Origin of the sequence: Maribacter algarum (ex Zhang et al. 2020) (assembly GCF_005885635.1) — a bacterium.
Taxonomy (GTDB): Bacteria; Bacteroidota; Bacteroidia; order Flavobacteriales; family Flavobacteriaceae; genus Maribacter_C; species Maribacter_C algarum.
On record NZ_VATY01000001.1, the window covers coordinates 1,453,939 to 1,474,080 of the forward strand.

Annotated in this window: 17 protein-coding genes; 5 read left to right on the forward strand and 12 right to left on the reverse strand. The window is 37.7% G+C overall.

The window, feature by feature from the left end:
* From FEE95_RS06190 to FEE95_RS06200, 3 genes are all read right to left on the reverse strand, one after another.
* Positions 1-1,632: a S8 family serine peptidase gene (locus FEE95_RS06190; RefSeq protein ID WP_138656952.1), complete on the reverse strand. Its 1,632-nt coding sequence runs from the start codon at positions 1,630-1,632 to the stop codon at positions 1-3.
* 87 nt (positions 1,633-1,719) lie between these two features.
* Entirely contained in the window at positions 1,720-2,580 is an 861-nt protein-coding gene (locus FEE95_RS06195; protein ID WP_138656953.1) for an MBL fold metallo-hydrolase, read from the reverse strand.
* 130 nt (positions 2,581-2,710) lie between these two features.
* Positions 2,711-4,939 (reverse strand): SulP family inorganic anion transporter, encoded by a 2,229-nt coding sequence (locus FEE95_RS06200; RefSeq protein WP_138656954.1) that lies wholly within the window; start codon positions 4,937-4,939, stop codon positions 2,711-2,713.
* Between the two features lie 220 nt (positions 4,940-5,159).
* Between FEE95_RS06200 and FEE95_RS06205 the strand changes: the two genes are divergently transcribed.
* Both FEE95_RS06205 and FEE95_RS06210 read left to right on the forward strand, forming a co-directional pair.
* Positions 5,160-7,019: a cation:proton antiporter gene (locus FEE95_RS06205; RefSeq protein ID WP_138656955.1), complete on the forward strand. Its 1,860-nt coding sequence runs from the start codon at positions 5,160-5,162 to the stop codon at positions 7,017-7,019.
* A gap of 189 nt (positions 7,020-7,208) precedes the next feature.
* Complete coding sequence (locus FEE95_RS06210) at positions 7,209-7,475, forward strand: hypothetical protein (RefSeq protein WP_138656956.1); 267 nt, start codon at positions 7,209-7,211, stop codon at positions 7,473-7,475.
* Positions 7,476-7,527: 52 nt separating this feature from the next.
* On the opposite strand, the gene FEE95_RS06215 is transcribed toward FEE95_RS06210, so the two are convergent.
* Together FEE95_RS06215 and lepA are read right to left on the reverse strand one after the other, a co-directional pair.
* A complete protein-coding gene (locus tag FEE95_RS06215; protein ID WP_138656957.1) occupies positions 7,528-7,761 on the reverse strand; it encodes a GTP-binding protein LepA in 234 nt (77 codons plus the stop codon).
* 124 nt (positions 7,762-7,885) lie between these two features.
* Positions 7,886-9,682, reverse strand: coding sequence for a translation elongation factor 4 (lepA, locus tag FEE95_RS06220; RefSeq protein WP_138656958.1), 1,797 nt, complete (start codon positions 9,680-9,682; stop codon positions 7,886-7,888).
* Positions 9,683-9,879: 197 nt separating this feature from the next.
* On the opposite strand from lepA, the gene FEE95_RS06225 reads away from it, so the two are divergent.
* Positions 9,880-12,285, forward strand: a complete 2,406-nt coding sequence (locus tag FEE95_RS06225; protein WP_138656959.1) for an outer membrane beta-barrel family protein — start codon at positions 9,880-9,882, stop codon at positions 12,283-12,285.
* Between the two features lie 235 nt (positions 12,286-12,520).
* Here FEE95_RS06225 and FEE95_RS06230 read toward each other — a convergent pair whose 3' ends face one another.
* From FEE95_RS06230 to FEE95_RS06250, 5 genes are read right to left on the reverse strand one after another with little or no spacing between them, the layout of a single operon-like run.
* Positions 12,521-12,727 carry a hypothetical protein gene (locus FEE95_RS06230; protein ID WP_138657017.1) on the reverse strand — a complete coding sequence of 69 codons (207 nt, stop codon included), beginning with the start codon at positions 12,725-12,727 and terminating at the stop codon, positions 12,521-12,523.
* Between the two features lie 20 nt (positions 12,728-12,747).
* The gene (locus FEE95_RS06235; RefSeq protein WP_138657018.1) at positions 12,748-12,948 is read right to left on the reverse strand and encodes a hypothetical protein; all 201 of its coding nucleotides are present in this window, start codon (positions 12,946-12,948) and stop codon (positions 12,748-12,750) included.
* On the reverse strand, positions 12,945-14,339 hold the full coding sequence (locus tag FEE95_RS06240; RefSeq protein ID WP_138657019.1) for a radical SAM protein: 1,395 nt from the start codon (positions 14,337-14,339) through the stop codon (positions 12,945-12,947). The genes FEE95_RS06235 and FEE95_RS06240 overlap by 4 nt, the downstream gene beginning before the upstream one ends.
* Positions 14,311-15,081, reverse strand: a complete 771-nt coding sequence (locus FEE95_RS06245; RefSeq protein WP_138657020.1) for a prolipoprotein diacylglyceryl transferase family protein — start codon at positions 15,079-15,081, stop codon at positions 14,311-14,313. Before FEE95_RS06245 ends, FEE95_RS06240 begins: the two co-directional genes overlap by 29 nt.
* Positions 15,069-16,175 (reverse strand): TolB family protein, encoded by a 1,107-nt coding sequence (locus FEE95_RS06250; protein WP_138657021.1) that lies wholly within the window; start codon positions 16,173-16,175, stop codon positions 15,069-15,071. The genes FEE95_RS06245 and FEE95_RS06250 overlap by 13 nt, the downstream gene beginning before the upstream one ends.
* 88 nt (positions 16,176-16,263) lie before the next feature.
* Between FEE95_RS06250 and FEE95_RS06255 the strand changes: the two genes are divergently transcribed.
* Both FEE95_RS06255 and dusB read left to right on the forward strand, forming a co-directional pair.
* Entirely contained in the window at positions 16,264-17,484 is a 1,221-nt protein-coding gene (locus FEE95_RS06255) for a M28 family peptidase (protein WP_138657022.1), read from the forward strand.
* Between the two features lie 40 nt (positions 17,485-17,524).
* Positions 17,525-18,520, forward strand: a complete 996-nt coding sequence (gene dusB, locus FEE95_RS06260) for a tRNA dihydrouridine synthase DusB (protein WP_138657023.1) — start codon at positions 17,525-17,527, stop codon at positions 18,518-18,520.
* Here the strand turns inward: dusB and FEE95_RS06265 are convergent.
* Both FEE95_RS06265 and rbfA read right to left on the reverse strand, forming a co-directional pair.
* Positions 18,517-19,731, reverse strand: a complete 1,215-nt coding sequence (locus FEE95_RS06265) for an ABC transporter permease (protein ID WP_138657024.1) — start codon at positions 19,729-19,731, stop codon at positions 18,517-18,519. The two genes, dusB and FEE95_RS06265, sit on opposite strands and share 4 nt — an antisense overlap.
* A gap of 1 nt (position 19,732) precedes the next feature.
* Positions 19,733-20,125 (reverse strand): 30S ribosome-binding factor RbfA, encoded by a 393-nt coding sequence (gene rbfA / locus FEE95_RS06270; RefSeq protein WP_138657025.1) that lies wholly within the window; start codon positions 20,123-20,125, stop codon positions 19,733-19,735.
* Positions 20,126-20,142 lie beyond the last annotated feature (17 nt).

Sequence of the window (20,142 nt, forward strand, 5' to 3'; positions counted from 1 at the left end):
CTATAATTTTATTTTGCCTGAATTTACACTTTGTGCCATAATTAGTGCATTATAGGCGTTCACAATTTTGCCTGAAGTCGATATTTCATCCAAGCTTGTAATCTTACCGGTATCACCACCCAATACAACTTTTGCTTTTACGGGCAAGCCGGATTCTATAATGATTTTTTTAACCTGGGAAGCAGTAAGTTTTGGGAATTGTGACCGAATCAAAGCTGCAACTCCGGCAACTGCTGGAGATGCCATTGATGTGCCTTGCTCAAACCCATATTTATTATTAGGCAATGTTGAATAAATAGCAGAACCTGGAGCGAAAACATCTACGTTCTTTTTCCCATAATTTGAATAATCTGCTATCATTGATGAACCATACTTGGGTTCGAGAGCTCCAACGTTAATCATATTATCCGAGATTTCAGTACCACTATTTGCATGGTCATTCGGGTAGTTTGGATTATTTGGATTATCAATATCATTTCCATCATTTCCAGCGCCCGTTACAATAAGCACATCTTTTGAAGCCGCATATTTTATGGCTTCGTATACCCATTCGGCTTTTGGAGAAAATGCCTTTCCAAAACTAGCATTGATGATTTTTGCTCCATTGTCAACGGCATATCTTATGCCAAGAGCAACATCTTTGTCATATTCATCTCCTCTAGGTGTAGTGCGAACGCTCATAATTGCGACATTATTAGCAACACCATTAGCACCTTTTCCATTATTTCGTTCGGCAGCGATTATGCCTGCTACATGAGTAGCATGGCTTTCATCTTCTGTGGCATTTTGAGGATTCCCATTGCCATAACTTCTATCATTAAAATCATAAGGATTATCGCCGACTAATTTTCTGCCGTCAAAATTTACATTATAATTATAATTGGCCTGTTGAGTGAAGTGTTTGATTCCATTATTCAAATCTTCAAGAACTTCTGGAATGGTATCTTTGAACGTATACATTTGCATTAAGACGTTTACGTGTTGTTGCATTGCCGGGTCATCAGATTTGATGCCAGTTACATCTTTTTTTGAGTAGTCATTTTTACCCAATTGCTTTTTGACTGCGGCATCAGCACTTTTTACCGCCTGCAAAATCTGTTCATATTGCTGTTTGTTTTGAACGGCTTTGGCATATCCGGCATCTACTGCAGCTTTAGCTTTTGCCTGTAAGGCAGCATCTCCTAGCTTCAGTCTAACGATACGAGCAGCTTCTAATTGCTCATTGTAGGCTTCACCAACAAAATTATAGCCATGAATATCATCAATGTAGCCGTTATTGTCGTTGTCCTTACCATCTCCTGGTCGCTCTCCTTTGTTTGTCCAAAGGACATCATCAAGATCTTCATGTTTAAGGTCCATTCCAGAGTCCAATACAGCAACAATAACTTTTTGCCCCTTTTTATTGCCTACAATAACTCGATATGCCTTGTCAACACTCATGCCGGGTATAGTGTCCGTTACTAAATCTAAGTGCCCCCAATTTTTTTTCTGAACATCGGTTAGGTCAGCTATCTTTATGGGAGAAGTATCAATATTTTCAATCGGAGTTAATACTAATGTTGTCGCTCCACAGCCCATAAATACTATCGAAATCAAGATGGCAATGTTAGATTTAGAAAATAATTGTTTCATAGGGAATATTTTTGTTGATATATAGTTCTAGAAGTTCTCTTCAAGAAAAAAGTGTGCCAAAAATGGGATCATTTCATTTTTGATGCTTCAAGAAAAAAGCTCATCGAAGGTAAAAATTTCATTTAAGCGGATTCCTTTTTCAGTTTTTCGCAAGTTACAAATTTCATTATAGGCATCATGCTCGAAGAATAAAAGATAATCTTGGGTGGCGGCACCTTCAAGAAAGGCGGCTTTTTCATTCATTGTTAATAAAGGCCGCGTGTCATAACCCATAACATAGGGTACAGGAATATGCCCAGCCGTAGGGACTAAATCTGCCACAAACACTATCGTTTTACCTTTATAATTAATCTGCGGGAGCATCATTTTTTCAGTATGCCCATCAACAAATAAAATATCAAAACCCAACTCAGAATTCTTAACCAGGGGAGTATCTTTTCGGGAAATAAATTTTAATTGCCCACTTTCATGCATCGGCAAAAGATTCTCTTTTAAAAAAGACGCCTTTTCACGAACATTAGGCTCAGTTGCCCAATGCCAATGGTTTTCGTTTGTCCAGAAGGTAGCATTTTTAAAAGCGGGTTGATACCCAGTTCGGTCTTTGTTCCATTCGATAGATCCTCCGCAATGGTCAAAATGCAAATGGGTCATAAAGACATCGGTAATATCATCACGATGAAAACCTACTTTAGCAAGGGACTTGTCTAAAGTATGTTCGCCCCATTGATAATAATAACTAAAGAACTTCTCCGATTGTTTGTTGCCTAAACCAGTATCGATTAAAATGAGCCGATTGCCATCTTCAATCAGCAAGCACCGGGCTGCCATATCAATCATATTATTAGAATCTGCCGAATTTGTTCTTTGCCAAAGTGTTTTAGGCACCACTCCGAACATGGCGCCGCCATCGAGTTTGAAATTTCCTGTTTCTATGGGGTATAGTTTCATAGACGCTATTTATTCGTTGCAAATTAAGAATAAGCAATGAGTGAAGAAATCTTTTAAAGGTATCTTGTATACGTTTCAGCAGATGATATAATCTACCACTTGTTAGCGTTTGTTTTTCAACGTTGTCTCTCTATTTCACCTCATTTAAGAGAGAAGCTAATTCTCTACCATAATCTATAAAAGCAATGGTTTCATCAGTTCTAGCCAATTTGATTTTATCAAAAATGACCAATGCCTCACCATTGCTTTCTAAATGATAAATCTGATGATTTTCGAAAAAGCGAATTACGTCATCTGTAAAAAATGAGCGAATTTCAGACTCTTTATTTCCCATAAGCAGGAATTTTTTAGAAAAATCTGGATACATCTCAAAATCAATATCCTTATAACCAGTATAGGCCATTACTCGGTCAAATAATTTTTCAAGCACACCTTCTTTTTCCATTGTGAAAATGGGTATTTTTCTATTCAATTTTAAGATCATTAGGGTTGTATTAAAGGTTTCGGCCGTAAAAGCTGCCCCCTCACTGAAAGTTACATCAGAAATTTCCCAAGACACATCCAACCCTTTAAATGTTCCCTTGAGGCAATTTGATTTGCGTTCGATAGGTCTAATTTCAAAAAAGTGAAAATTCTTCAAGTACTTCGTGTCCCAATCTACTTGATTCGCGTATTGGTAATCTTTTTCATTTGCCAAATTTTGTAATCGATTTTGTCTCGGAGATAATTTTGTGGCAGAATTGTTTAAAGAAATTTTTAAAGCTCTATTATGACTAGATGATGAAACATGTGAATCCAATCCATTTATGATGACGTTACCACCTGTGTTCTTTTGTATTTTTAAGTAATCCACCAAGTAATCCATATAGGTCATGCCGACCAATCTTGTTTCTGACAAATCAATATTGACATCGGCCCCAGAAGGAATTTGAGCCACTAGCTTATCGATTTTTAAAATGCCTAAAAAATTCGCAATCCCTTTGATTTTTAAATCGTAACTACCATCCGGTTTCGCAATCAAATCTGAACCTGACCTATAAACCATTTTAAAAAATTGAGGGATAGACACCCTAGCCAACAGCATGTGACTGATCATGGCTAAAAATAATCCGCCGAGCAATCCAATTAACAGATTTGTATATAGGGTCAAAACCATCGTGCCAACAAAGAAAATTAGTTGCTCGGTTCCCTGACTATACGCCTGTTTAAAGACAGCAGGTGAAGCTAATTTAAAACCTGTATAAACCAGTAAAATAGCAAAAGCACATAACGGTACTTGCCTCATTATTGGGCTCAATACTACAATAAAAAGTAACAAAAGCAGGCCTTGATACATATTAGACCACTTTGTCTTTGCACCATTATGAATATTGACCGTACTTCTTATAATCACAGCAATAATTGGCAATCCTCCAATCAAACCAGCGGCTATTGTACTCAATCCAATTCCTGTCAAATCCTTATTCAAATCAGTCTTTCGTTTATAAGGATCAATTTTGTCCACTGCTTTTGCAATGGCCAATGATTCAATACTTGTTATAATAAAAATGGATAATACGGTTGTCCAGAATTCAATGGTATTAATTTTACCAAAATTAGGATGCATTATAGAATCCATAATATTATCAGGAATGTCCAACAACAATTTGGGTCCAACCTCATAGGCCTTTCCAAAGAATGAAAGGGTATGTTGCTCAAAGAAATTGAAAAAATAAACAAAGGGAATAGAAAGTGCTATGACCCACATTGGCGCAGGCAAAAAATGGAAAAAGCGATAACTAATTTTAGAATGAAACAATAATAACAGTAAGCCTACGAGAGCGATAATCACCACAAAAGGATTCGCTTGAGGTAAGAGTACAACCGCATCAATGAGGTTTTGTATGATGCTCGGACTATCAGAATGTGTACCCAAGGCAACATGTATTTGCTTGGCAAAAATGATGATCCCGATGGCCGCCAAAATACCGTGAATCACTGAAGAATGGAAGATGTCAGCTAGTCGACCCAATTTCAATACCCCCAATACAACTTGAATGGCACCTGAAACAACCACCGCTGCCAAAACATAATTAAAGGCTTGCCCTGAACCATCGTCCATTAATGCAATACCCAAAAGGATGACCGCAATTACTCCTTTAGCAGGTCCGTTAACCGAGATATGCCCACCCCTATAAAGTGTGGTTATAACTCCACCAACAATTGCCGAAATGATACCTGACATAGCGGGTGCACCCGCGGCTAAAGCAATACCTAATGAAAGAGGTAAAGCAATTAGTGAGACACTTACCGCTGCTATTAAATCACTTTGCCAATTTTCAACTAAACCTTTAAACCCCTTTTTTGGTATAATTTCCATGCATTTAATTATTTGGGTTTACAAAACATTTAATTTTGAATCTATTTCTCCTTGGCAGCGCTTTCTGAATAAATAAGCAATTCGTTTGGCTTTAAAAGCTTGCATCAAGCGCAACCAAAAAGAGAGCGGGAAGATAGCATAATATTAATTAAAAAAACTTAGCGTTTTTGATAATAAATGTTAGTTTAAAAATGATTATTTTTCGACTAAAGAGCTAAATATGGTAGAGTTAGCTGGAATTATCATTTTAGGAATCGTGGCACAGTGGTTTGCATGGCGTTTGAAATTGCCTGCGATTCTTCCATTGATTCTAATCGGGTTACTGGTTGGCCCCATCGCATCGATATATACCGAGGATGGACATAAGTTGATTGAGCCAGTTTGGAATGGTGAAAAAGGACTTTTTCCTGGAGATGCACTGTACTATTTCGTTTCTCTGGCTATTAGCATTATACTTTTTGAAGGAGGTCTTACCTTAAAGCGTTCCGAAATTCGGAATGTTGGACCGGTAATTACCAAATTGATAACATTGGGGTCGCTCGTTACTTTTTTTGGAGCTGGAATTGCCGCCCATTATATTTTTGGATTAAGCTGGCAGATTTCTTTCTTGTTTTCTGCTTTGATAATTGTTACAGGTCCTACAGTAATCACGCCTATTTTGAGAAATATCCCCCTTAAAAAGGATATTTCAGCAGTACTAAAATGGGAAGGAATTTTAATTGACCCAATAGGTGCTTTAGTAGCAGTTTTGGTTTTTGAGTTTATTAGCGTTGGGGAAGGAAAGGCTTATACTATAACAGCTCTAATCGAATTTGGAAAAATTCTGCTTTTCGGATTCACCTTTGGATTCACTTTCGCCCATGCCCTTACATTTTTAATTAAGAAGAATTTCATTCCGCATTATTTACTAAATGTTGCCTCCCTTTCTACAGTCCTGCTTGTGTTTGTGATGTCAGATGCCTTTGCCCACGAATCAGGTCTTTTGGCGGTAGTAGTAATGGGTATGGTTATGGGTAACAAAGAACTTCCGAATATTAAAGAGCTTTTGTATTTTAAGGAATCCTTGAGCATTTTGCTCATTTCTATCTTATTCATTTTACTCGCTGCGAATATCAATATGAGTGATCTTGAATTGATTTTTAGTTGGAAGACCGCAGCACTATTTGGAGTTATTGTTTTTGTAATTCGCCCTTTAGGGGTATTTCTTAGCGCAATGAACTCAAATTTAAGGTTTAATGAAAAGCTTTTTATAGGATGGGTGGGTCCAAGAGGAATCGTCGCAGCTGGAATCGCCTCCTTATTTGGCTCAAAGCTTTTAAAACAAGGAGAAGTTGGTGCCGAGTATATTACACCATTAGTTTTTATGATTGTTCTTGGAACGGTCTTATTAAATGCAACAACCGCAAGGCTTTTCGCAAAGATGGTCGGAGTGTTTTTAACGAAGTCTGAAGGTATTTTGATTATTGGAGCCTCGAAGTTTTCTCGTTTAATGGGAGATTATTTGCAAAAAAACAACCGTCATGTCGTGCTTGTCGACAGTAATCAAAACAACATAAACAAGGCGAAAAAATTAGGGTTGGAAGCCTTTTCTGCCAACATTTATTCCGATTCATTAGGAGATAATATCGAGCTAAGTGATATTGGATATTTGATGTCCCTTACAGGAAACGCCGATATCAATACCTATGCAATCAAAAAATTTGAAAAACAATTTGGAGAGCATGGTTCATTCCGCTTGGTAAGTTCAGATGAAATGAACGACCCTGAAAATAACCCGAAAGAGGGTCTGTTTTCACACACAGATGATTTCATGAAACTGATGGAAGCAACAAGAAAATACCCGGCGATTCAAGAAATAGATTTAAGTGATACCAATCATTATCAAGGTCTTATTGAAATTACAAATTCCGATGAAGATATTATTCCTTTATTTCTAAAGGATGACCAAGGGGATTTAAAAATCATTAGTTCATTTAATCAAGAGTTTGGTGATATTCAAGAGGGTTACAAATTGGTCTATTTGGGAAAAGCTTTTGACGTTGAAGTTCTAAACACACAGACCTCGCAATCTCAAAATTGAGATGGACTTTCTCCTGAAACATCTTTTCTACATAAGATTCTTTTCGAATCTCGCAGTAAACAAGTAGAAAGCCACTAAGGGGAAACCAGTAGGAGAAAATACAATATTCTGGGTATTTCGCAGCATCCATTCACAACATACCTTTATTTCAATAATCCTTAGGAGTTTAAAAATCTTAAAACCTTAATTATGAATAAAGGAGTAAACTTTTTAGCGGCCATCTTTTTAATTGGAATTCTAATATCATGTAAGAAAGATGACGTGAGTGAAAACTGCTATGTTTGCAGTAACGAAATTGAGTCTATTGATGTTTGCGAAGAGAATGGAAATTTTGTTGTAGATGGCGAGGTCATACCAAACGAAAATGGCGCGTCATTAGAGGACCTTGTTCGAGCAGTAGAAGCTAACCCTGATAATAACCCAAATTTAGAAGGTGTTACTTGTAGAAGAAAATAGCATGTTTCCCTTGGCTATCTGATATGAATATTACAAACCTATCAGGTATTAATTACCCATTAAAAGGCAGTGTTTTCCAAACGGTAATTCTTATGTCGTCTTGTATAACAGGATAGTCTTTACCAGCCACTAACTGGTAAAAATGAAGCGCAGATTCTCTTTTGATTTTATTTTCAAGAAGGGCATCGTCTATTTCTCCACTTTCTTGTCGCCAAGTGAAAATAGAATTTTGTTCAATTTGAATAATACGGTGCTTGGCCGTAAATTGGGCTATATAGGTTGTCATCGGGGAGCGAGACTTTTTAGGTTAAATTGGACAACAAAAGTAATCCAATTATGACCTTTATGTAAAAGAAGGATGTTAAAAAGTTGTCCTGATTTCGGAAAAGCGTACTACAATTGATATAATTCTAGTCATTCAATTTAAGTACGGCCATAAATGCCTCTTGTGGCACTTCAACGTTGCCTACTTGACGCATACGTTTTTTACCTTTCTTCTGCTTTTCGAGTAGTTTACGCTTACGTGAGATATCACCTCCATAACATTTGGCGGTAACATCCTTGCGGAGAGCTTTTGTTGTTTCCCTCGAAATAATTTTTGCACCAATAGCCGCTTGAATTGGAATATCAAATTGCTGTCTGGGAATTAGTTCTTTAAGCTTTTCACACATTTTTTTACCGATGGTTACGGCATTGTCGGCATGAATAAGAGCAGAAAGGGCGTCAACTGGCTGTGCATTGAGAAGGATATCCACACGCACCAATTTCGATTTTCGCATTCCAATAGGCGCATAATCAAAAGAAGCGTACCCTTTAGAAACCGTTTTTAAACGGTCATAAAAGTCAAAAACAATTTCTGCTAAAGGCATGTCAAAATTTAATTCAACACGCTCAGTAGTAAGATAAGTCTGATTCGTGATTTGACCTCTTTTTTCGATACATAAAGACATCACATTACCAACAAAATCAGACTTTGTGATAATGGTGGCTTTGATATAAGGTTCTTCAACCCGATCAATACTTGACGGGTCAGGAAGATCAGTTGGATTATTTACAATCAAGGCCGTATCTGGGTTTTTTCTTGTAAAAGCGTGATAACTAACATTGGGTACCGTAGTAATCACCGTCATGTTAAACTCTCGCTCCAAGCGTTCTTGAATGATTTCCATATGGAGCATCCCTAAAAATCCACATCGAAAACCGAAACCTAAGGCCGCACTACTCTCTGGGGCGAACACCAATGAAGCATCGTTCAATTGTAGTTTTTCCATTGAAGAACGCAGCTCCTCGAACTCATCAGTATCAACAGGATAGATGCCAGCAAATACCATGGGTTTTACATCTTCGAAACCTTCAATCGCATTTTTTGTAGGCTTTGCGGCATCCGTAATGGTATCACCAACTTTGACCTCTCTTGCATCTTTTATTCCAGTTATCAAATAGCCAACATCACCTGCTTTAACACTTTGTTTGATTTCTTGCGTTAATTTTAGGGTTCCTACTTCGTCGGCAAAATAATCCTTATCCGTAGCAACGAATTTTATCTTTTGTCCTTTTTTGATTTCCCCATTGATAACTCTAAAATAGGTTTCCACGCCTCTAAAAGGATTATAAACTGAATCAAATACAAGTGCTTGCAATGATTCATCTGGATTACCTTCTGGGGGAGGGATACGCTCAATAATAGCGCTTAATATTTCTTCAATGCCAATACCCGTTTTTGCACTAGCAGGTATAACTTCCTCAGTATCACATCCTAAAAGATCTACAATATCATCGGTAACCTCTTCAGGATTAGCACTCGGTAAATCGACTTTATTTAGAACAGGAATGATTTCCAAATCATTTTCCAGGGCCAAATACAAATTAGAAATGGTCTGTGCTTGAATACTCTGAGCCGCATCGACCACCAAAAGTGCACCTTCACATGCGGCAATTGAACGCGAAACTTCATATGAAAAATCTACATGACCAGGAGTGTCAATCAAGTTCAAAACATATTCCTGACTCTGGTAAGTGTACTCCATCTGTATGGCATGACTCTTAATCGTAATACCTCGTTCACGCTCTAAATCCATGCTGTCAAGCAGCTGCTCTTTCTTCTCGCGATCTGTTACAGCTCCTGTAAAGTCCAATAGGCGATCTGCCAAAGTACTTTTTCCGTGGTCAATATGCGCTATAATACAGAAATTTCTAATGTGCTTCATAAATTCTCTTCCTCTAGAAATACTTGAATACTTGGGTATTCAGCGCTGCAAAGATAGTGTAAATTCAAAAGGAATTTTATGGATATCAAAAGCAGGTCAATTACTGTTTTATCAACGAATTAAAAATCGATAAACTGCACAAATTTCGTAGGATATTTCAACATTATTATGTTACATTTGAGGAGATTGTCCCTTTGATGAAAGAATCCCACATTTTTCTTTTCATATTATTTTGTATTTCAACCAGTTCATTTTCACAGGAATTTAGGCTTGTTGGAAGCGTTCTTGACCAAGACAAGAACCCCATAGTTTTTGCCAATGTTCTCCTATTGAAAACTACGGATTCTACAATAGTGAACGGAACTTCCACTGACGACAAAGGAGCATTTATCTTCAATAGTATTGGCATGGGGGAATACTTGCTTAAAGCAAGTTATATTGAAAATGTTTCTAAATACAAGGCAGTTAATATTTCTTCTGATTTTGATGCTGGAGCACTAATTATTAAAGAATCCCAGCAACTTGATGAAGTAGTGGTGACCTATGAAAAGCCAAGACTAGAACGAAAAGTAGATCGTTTGGTCTTTAATGTCGAAAAAACAGCACTTGCAGACGGTAATATTTGGGAGCTTCTGCAACAAACTCCTACGGTCAATGTGGTTAACGGTGTTATTACTATTAAGGGAAACCGGAATATTGGAATTCTAATTAATGGTAGAAAGATAAATATACCTGAATCAGATATCATCAATTTACTTTCAGGTTCTTCTGCCAGTAATGTTGAAGCTATAGAAGTCATTACTAACCCTCCTTTAAAATACAGCGCTGAAGGAGGAATGTTGATTGATATCAAAATGAAAAAGAACTTAGTTGCCGGTTATAACGGAGCCATTTTCAACAATTTCATCCAAGGGGTCTTTGCAAAAAATACAACAGGAACCGACCACTTTTTTAAAGGAAAGAAAACAAGCTTTTCGGTGAATTATAGCTTTAGTAATGATAAGAGAATTTCAAGATATACTGATATCACAAATTTTTCTGAAAATGCCACTCCTGCCTCCATGTGGACTTCCAATCAAGATTTGACCACTAGGCGAAAGCGGCACAATTTAAGTGCATTTTTTGATTACGATATCGATGACAAAAATGCACTAAGCCTGTCCACAATCAATGTTTTTAACCCCAAATTGAATCAATTTTCTTTCAGTGAAACGTTAATTAACAATATGGGCGGGAGCTTGTTTTCAAGTTTTAATACAATCAACGACTCCGACCAGAAACAAACGAACACATCTTTTTATGCAGATTGGGTACATAAACTGAAGAAGCAGGGCGCCGAAATATCTTTTGGGAGTCACTTCACTTACTATGATTCAAAAAAAGGGCAAGACTTAGATACCGATTTTTTTGATGATAACGGAAATCAAACCGGAGAGAATGATTTTATCACCCAGTCAAATCAAAAAATCAACTTGTATAATATCGAAACGGATTATATAACTCCATTGGGAAAATCGACCCGCCTTAAAGCTGGTCTTCGCTATGCAGGCATCAATTCAGAAAGTACAATTTCGCAAGAGGGCTTTGATAGAAATCAACCTGGAATCAACCCAACGGAAGCAGGTGTTTTCACTTATGACGAATCCATTTATGCAGCGTATACCAGCTTTGATGGTAAATGGGATTTATGGAGTTTAAAAACGGGGCTTCGAGCAGAATACACCGAAACAAAAGGGGAACTAGATACCGGAAATGGACCAAATGAAATCTCATATCTAGAGTTCTTCCCTTCAATTGCGGTGCAATATATCCCGAGTAAAAAACACCAATACCAGTTGTCATATTTTAGGAGAATCGAGAGGCCACGATACAATAGAATCAATCCCTTTCAGCAATTCATAAGCAATAATTCTGTAGCTGAAGGCAACCCTGATTTGTTGCCAGGCACGCGCAATTGGGTTTCTGCGGAATATACCCTTAATCGTGACTATTCGATTGCCTTGTTTTATTTAAAATGGAATAACCCATATAGACAGCAGACCTTTCAAGATAATACGAATAACTTATTACGATTTATTAGTATGAATATTGAATCAAATTCGGGATACGGAATTGATTTGACCATAAATAAAGATATTTCAAAAGCTTGGGGATTTTATTTGTTTTTGTCCGCCTACAACAACGAGGAGCGTTTCAGGGATTTAGATACTGGGCGAATCTTGAGTAATGAATTATGGAGTGGATTCATTCGCTTAAACAATGGTTTTACCTTTCTAAAGGATAGGAGCTTAGTTACAGATTTGAATTTTGCTTACTATGCCCCGAGAGTAAGAGGCAATGCAAGAACAGACTCATATAATTATTTGGATTTCCGTTTAAGAAAGACGTTTTGGAATAAAAATGCCAGTGCTTCATTTGGTGTACAAGATATCTTTAATCAAGGCAATCGATTTACCTCACGTAATTACCTCAATCAAAACAATTCTACGCTGCATCGCCAAGAGAATAGACTAGTGACTATTGGATTTCGCTATAAGTTTGGAAATACAAGAATACGAGGAAATAAAAAATCAAAGCGAGTTGAGGAACGAAGAAGAATTTAATTTATGAACCTTATCTCTAAGGAACCAGCGGCGAAATACCACAAATTCCTAGTCCTACTAACAAATAAACACGGGCAATAATAAAAAGTATTTTGGCTGTTTTGGGCTTTTTCTTGCGTAAAATAAGTCCTATAACTGAAAGGATGATTCAGGTGAAAAAATCAGAAAATCACCAATAGGGCGATATACAAATTGCCCATATCGTTTCCTTGATTTAGTAAAAAGAGTCTCATTTTCAGCTAATTAAACTTCCACAAATACCTAAACTTACCAAAAGATAAACGCCAGCTATGATGTAAAAGACTTTGGCAGCTTTTGAATTCTTTTTTCTAATTACTAAACCTATGATAAGAAACAAGAGTGCAGGGCCAAACATTACCAATACAATCAGAACTACGATTCCATCTAAATTACCAACTTCTAAAGGAATTAATTTACCCATAACATTAAGTCAATATTATATTATCCCAATCCGCACAGTCCTGCTCCGATTAAGGTACAGATTCCTGCAGCTATCAAAACTTTTTTAGCAGGCTTTTTTTGCTTTGCAATTGCTAAAATAATAGTTATTAGTAATAAAACAGGAACCAACAATAGCACCATAAAGCCAGCGCCTTCCATATCGCTTATGTAGATTTCTAAAGGGAGCGCTGCTGTAATCATAAGGCTTCTTCTTGCAATTCTTTTAACCGTTCAATCTTATCATCTCTGTAAAACAGATTCATGGTTTCAAAAGGAATGATTTTATAATCCTTATTTACAATATGTACACATGATTTTTTTATGGCTCGCACATCAAAATTATGAGCGTCTATAAATTGCATGATGATGATTCGAAACAGATTATCATAACCCAATTCGGGAGCATCAATTTCTGGAAGACAACACATAATACTTTTCAAGTTCTCGGAGGCTTTTTCTACGGAATTTCCTGTACTGAAGAGCTCAATCATTTTGCCATGCAATTGCTCGTCTTGCTCGTAAATAATAGTGTTCTTTCCTTCGTTCAATAAGTCATCAGGATTGATATATCGTGTTAAAGGACTCACCTCACCTCCAAGTTTCAGGGCATAGGCCATTACCAAAGCATCTGGATTACAAGGAACTGGAATCAAATCATCTGCTTCAAAAATAGGAGATTGTTCCAAGATGTTTCTGCGCACTTCGGTCAGCGTAATTCGATTTTCGTCGACTTCGAAATTTTCTAAACGACCCGCGATTTGAGTGGGTTGAAAAGTTACACCGCGAATGCATTTTTGTTTGAGGGCAAAGTCAATGGTGCTTCCCATTTCATGATCGTTCAATCCTTTTTGCAGGGTTACTACCAAAGTGGTTGAAAGATTGAGTTTGTTGAGGTTTTCGATAGCTTTTAGACGTGTATCGGCTAAATCTGCTCCGCGAAGGGTTTGTAAGACTTCGTTGTCTAAAGAGTCGAACTGTAAGTAAATTTCAAAGTCAGGGGCATAGGTCGCCAAACGTTCTGCGAAAGCAAAATCGTTGGCGATTTTAATTCCATTGGTATTGACCATCAAATGCCGAATCGGCAAGGACTTGGCATAGTCCAAAATCTCAAAAAACTGTGGATGAATCGACGGTTCCCCACCACTAATTTGTACCACATCGGGTTCGCCTTCGTTTTTGACAATAACATCCAACATCTTTTTAATTTCTTCGAGAGTGCGATGTCTTCCATAGGTTGGAGAGGAACCAGCATAGCAGGTTGGGCAAGTCAAATTACAGCGATCGGTAACTTCAACTACCGTTAAGCAAGAATGCTGCTCATGTTCAGGGCATAAACCACAATCATATGGACAGCCATAATCGGTTTTTGTATTAAATTTTTTGGGATATTCTGAAGCTTTATTATAATTGCGAATGTTCTTGTAATATTCGATATCATCTGCAATAAGCACCTTACTTCTGCCATGCTCCTTGCAGTTTTTTAACATGTATACCTTGTCATTTTCGAAGATTATTTTGGCATCGACACGACGCAAACAATCGGGACAAAGACTTAAGGTAAAATCATAATAGGTGTAATTTCTTTCCGGCATATAGAATTCCTTTTCGGAGGTTTTTGTTGTAGTACAACCAACAAATTAAGCATAATAGTTGAATGCTACTTAGACCGTGTATTAAAAAGGTATTGGGTTTTAAGAACTCTATAAAGAAGCGAAAGCCAAAATAGGAAATCATGAAAATTTTGAACAGCATTCCATTTTCAAATAGATTTGGTTGTCGCCGAAGTTGTTTTATGAATACGAAAAGAAAGAGTAAAAACACAATTTCATACAAAGCAATAGGATGTCTCAGAAAACCATCTCCCAAGTCCATTCCAAAAAAAGAATTGGTTTCAATGCCATAGGTAAATTCTTTGATTCCGGCTAAGAAACATCCGATACGCCCGATAATAATTCCGAAGATAATAGGAAGGGTAAACAAATCTCCTGAAGACTTTTTTTCACTAATAAGTTTTTTGGCTAGTTCAACGCCCAATAATCCACCGAACAGTCCACCCATAATGGTTTTATTGTTTAAAATGGATAACCACCCTTGTTCGTAATGCAATACGGGATTCTCGAAAAAAGCGATTAGGCGAGAGAAAAATAACGCTCCGAAAATGGCGCCAATAATAATAGAGAGTCGATTGTTGGACGAAATTGAATCCGTGCTTTTCTTTCTAAGAATAACATAATATCGAAATGCCATAAAGAAGGCGAGATACTCAAGCACCAAATGCATATTGACTTTTATGTCAAATACGATGGGCTCGAATGGAAGTTCTATTCCTGCCATTCAGCAATAAACAAATTCGTATCCCGTGTACCGCCATTATTTCTGTTGCTTGAAAAGGCTAAGTACTTTCCATTATTGGAAAAAACGGGGAAAGCATCAAAGGTTTCGCCGTGTGTAACACGTTCTAGATTCTTCCCATCAATATCAATGAAATAGAGGTTAAATGGAAATCCCTTTTCTGCTTCAAAATTACTTGAGAAAAGTATTTTTTCTCCTGAAGGATGAAAAAACGGACTCCAATTTGCATTGCCTAAAAAGGTTAATTGTTTCAAATCAGAACCATCGGCACTGCAGATAAAAAGTTCCATTTCGGTAGGTTCCACGAGACCTTCAGCCAATAAGTCTTTGTACTTTTTGATGGCTTCAGGAGTTTTTGGTCGTGAGGCTCTAAAAATTAGTTTTGTCCCATCAGGAGAGAAAAAAGCCCCTCCGTCATACCCTAATTCATCCGTAATTTGTTTGACATCAGAACCATCTAAGTTCATGGTGAATAATTCCAAATCTCCACTTCTGTCCGAAGTAAAAACAATCTTATCACCTTTTGGAGAAACCGTTGCCTCGGCATCATACCCTTTTTCGTTGGTTAATTGAGCCGTGATATTTCCATCTAAATCCGCCACAAAAATGTCGAAGGAATCATAAACGGGCCAGACGTAATTTCCGTTTTTGCGTAAAGGCGCTTCAGGACATTCCTTATCGACCAAATGTGTTGAACCGTATACATAATGTTTGTTATCTGGTAGAAAATAAGCGCAAGTGGTTCGCCCGAACCCTGTGCTAATCATGGGTGGTTTTGAGTCTTCAAAATTTTCTTCGATATTCATCAAGAACATTTGATCGCATTCCATGCCCCAAGCTTCGTTGTTCGATTGAAAAATCATCTGCTTGTCATCCCAACTCCAGTAGGCTTCCGCATTATCTCCTCCAAAAGTGATTTGCCGAATGGACTTAAAATATTTCTCCTCCGGATAAATAAGTGTATCGCTTCCTGCCATTAAAGAAGTTTCTTTTTCTGCTGTGGGCTCTGTTTTTTTTGGTTCAGATTTACAGCTTATAAAGGCAATTATTACGAGAGCTGCTAACAATTTGTTCATAGGATGCGTAATTTTACTTGATAATCGAGAATTAAAATGCTCTGAGGCCAACCCCGAGCTTGCTTATGTAAAACTACGTCCAAAAAAGATGAAAAATATTCTACCACTCCTTTTTTTATTGACAATACTTTCCTGTAAAACCGAAAAACCGAAAGCAGTTTCACTTAAAGAGGATGTGGCTATTCTGGCAAATGATAGTTTACGTGGTCGTGAAACGGGTAGTTACGGAGAACTTATGGCAGCTGGATATCTACAACAACGTATGGAAGATATTGGGCTTCAACCTAAAGGAAAGAAAGGCACTTATTTGCAAACCTTTACTTTCAAACCTAGAACGGACCCACATTCTGAAGTACAATTCGTTACCGGAGATAGTACCATTACAGGTACTAATGTTATCGGGTACATTGATAATCGAGCTGAAAAAACAGTTATCATTGGAGCGCATTACGACCACCTAGGTTTGGGTGGTGAAGGGTCTTTGTATCGGGAGGGCGCAGCGATTCATAACGGCGCTGATGATAATGCAAGTGGCGTAAGTGTTATGCTGAAATTAGCCAAAAGATTACAAGATTCCCTAAACGGAAGCAACTACCTTTTTGTGGCTTTTTCTGGGGAAGAAATGGGGCTTCTTGGCAGTAATTATTTTACCAAAAACCCAACGATTGATTTGTCAAAAGCGAACTACATGATCAATATGGATATGGTGGGAAGACTTCGAGAAGATAAAACCTTGTCCATAAGTGGAACGGGAACAACCCCCATCTGGCCACAGGTTTTAAACAGTACGAATACAGGATTTAAATTGGTGTTGAATGAATCGGGAATCGGCCCTTCCGACCATACTTCCTTTTACTTGCAAAACATTCCTGTTTTACATCTTTTTACAGGCCAACACGAGGATTATCATAAACCTACTGACGATTATGAAAAATTGAATTATGAAGGAATGGGAATGATTTCAAACTACATTTATGAAATCATAAAGGAGTTGGATGATGACCCGAAACTCACATTTAAAAAGACAAAAAACGAGAGTGAGGAAGTCCCTCGTTTTAAAGTGGCCTTAGGCGTTGTTCCTGATTATCTGTTTGACGGAAAAGGAATGCGAATTGATGGAATAAGTGATGATAAGCCGGCGCAAAAGGCAGGCCTGAAAAAAGGCGATGTTGTTATTCAGCTAGGGGATAGTCTGGTGACTGATATGATGAGCTATATGCGAGCGCTTTCGACTTTTGAAGAAGGAAACGTTACCAAAGTTATCATAGACCGTGAGGGCAAGAAGGTTGAGGTTGGGGTGAAGTTCTAAAATTCCGTAAATTTGCCGTCCCAAAAATGATTGGACAGAAATGCCAAAGATAGGAGATATACAATTACCCGATTTTCCCTTGTTGCTTGCACCAATGGAAGATGTAAGCGACCCACCTTTTCGCGCTTTGTGCAAAGAACAAGGTGCAGATGTTGTTTATACGGAATTTATCTCTTCGGAAGGCTTGATTCGCGATGCCGCGAAAAGTGTCATGAAGTTGGATATTTATGAAAAAGAACGCCCAGTAGGCATTCAGATATTTGGAGCGAATTTAGATTCCATGTTACGATCTGTTGAGATTGTTGAAGCTTCAAAACCTGATATTATTGATATTAATTTTGGCTGTCCTGTAAAGAAAGTAGTGAGTAAAGGAGCCGGAGCAGGAATTTTGAAAGACATTGATTTAATGGTTTCGTTGACTAAAGCGATGGTCGAGCATACGAAACTTCCCGTAACCGTAAAGACTCGTTTGGGCTGGGATGAAAACTCCATCAAAATTGTTGAGGTAGCTGAACGTCTTCAAGATGTGGGTTGTAAATCAATTGCCATTCATGGGCGTACTCGCGCACAAATGTATAAAGGCAATGCCGATTGGAAGCCTATAGCTGCGGTTAAAAACAACCCTCGAATGCATATTCCAGTTTTTGGAAATGGTGATGTGGATAGTCCAGAAGCCGCTATGCGAATGCGAGATGAATACGGACTTGATGGTGCTATGATAGGTCGTGCAAGTATTGGTTATCCTTGGTTTTTTCGTGAGGTGAAACACTATTTTAAAACAGGAACGCATCTAGCACCACCTAATATGATAGAGCGTGTTGAAGCAGCACGACGACACTTGCAAATGTCTATTGATTGGAAAGGTGAAAAATTGGGTGTTTTTGAAACCCGTAGACACTATACGAACTATTTTAAGGGAATTCCTAACTTCAAAGAGTACCGCATGAAAATGGTCACTAGTGATGAATCTGTCGATGTTTTTGAAGCTTTCGAAGAAGTGTTAGAAAAGTTTGGAGATCACCAATTCGTTCACTAAACAGCAGAGACTAATTTCTTATTAATTCTACTACTTGCAATCTTAGAGGCGATAATTCCTAGAACAATAATTGTAGCTAGAACAATCAGTACATTAATTAAATTCAGTTCAACAGGGTAGTCAATCGGACCTATTTTGACCCAACCAAAAAGTAGCTGCGAACCTATGAGCAATGAACCCAGTAATACGCCGATAAAGCCTCCTGCGGTGGTTACCAGTATTCCTTGTACAAAGTAAATCCGTCGTAATTCCCTAACCGTTACACCGAGATTATATAAGGTTTTCGAGTTTTGTTGTTTGTCTAGTATCATCATGATAATAGCACCAACCACATTAAAGAGTGCAATAATCAGAACCAAAGTAAAAATCAAATAGGTAGCTACTTGTTCCGTATTCAACATTCTGTAAAGCGTGCCGTTAAGTTCTTGCCTATTTTTTAAAATAACTTCGTTTCCGAAAACATTTTTAATTCTTTCTCGAATAGGCAACAAATCAGCTTCAGGCATAATTTTGAAGTTTACCCCTGAGACTTGGGTATTGTTTTTTTCAAGCAATGCTTGTGCTAATTCAAGATCAATAAAGACATATTTATTATCTAGGCTTTCTTCAACTTGAAATATACCACTGATTACCAAAGGCAACTCATTATAAAGTTTAGCTGCTGCATCTGGAGACTGTATTGAAATAGAGCCTTTTCCAGGTTTTGGCGCTATGATCCGCAAAGGGTTTCTGACTTGATCCAGAGTAACGTTCAATTTATTTATGATGCCAATTCCCGCGACGCCATATTGCGGGTTTGTGTTCCATTCGCCGTAATAAATCATGCTATCAATTCCAGTGGTTGTAATATAGTTGTCATCCACTCCTTTGATACTGGCTATATCAGCTTGTTCACGATGTCTCAAGTATACTCTCTCTTCAATTTCCTTAGAAAAAACAGCAACGCCCCTTATTTCAGAAAGTTGTTGTTCTTGTTCTGGGGAAATGGAAAAAATCTTTCCAGTCGCTGGAACTGCTTTTAAATCAGGATCAAAGGCATTCGTAAATGAAAGGCTAAAGGTTTTTAATCCAGCGAAGCCGGAAAGCACAATAAACAATGCTGCTGACCCAATGACAATGACCAAAAAAGTGATAAAATTTATTACGTTAACGGCGTTTTGAGTGCTTTTTGAACGCACATACCGTTTCGCTATGTAAAAAGGAAAGTTCAAATTAGGACTTCTTTCTTTTCTCCAATAAATCTGGATTTTTCACGGGGTTCTCTTCTCCCTTTAGCGACTTTTCAATGTTCTCAATATAGTCCAACGAATCATCTAAGAAAAACAATAACTCTGGAACACGGCGCAATTGATTCCGTGTGCGTTGTGATAGTTCGTGCTTTATTAAAGGCTGATTTGATTTGATACCGTTTAAAAGTTCTTTGGCATCTTGAGTGGGGAATATACTCAAATACACCTTGGCAATCGAAAGATCTGTTGTGACAACAACCTTTGACACAGAGATTATCGTTCCCTTTAGTCCACCATCAATCGCCGCCCTCTGCAAAATATCAACGATATCTTTCTGAATGACTCCACCAATTTTTTTCTGCCGCTGTGTTTCCATGGGGCAAAAATACGGAG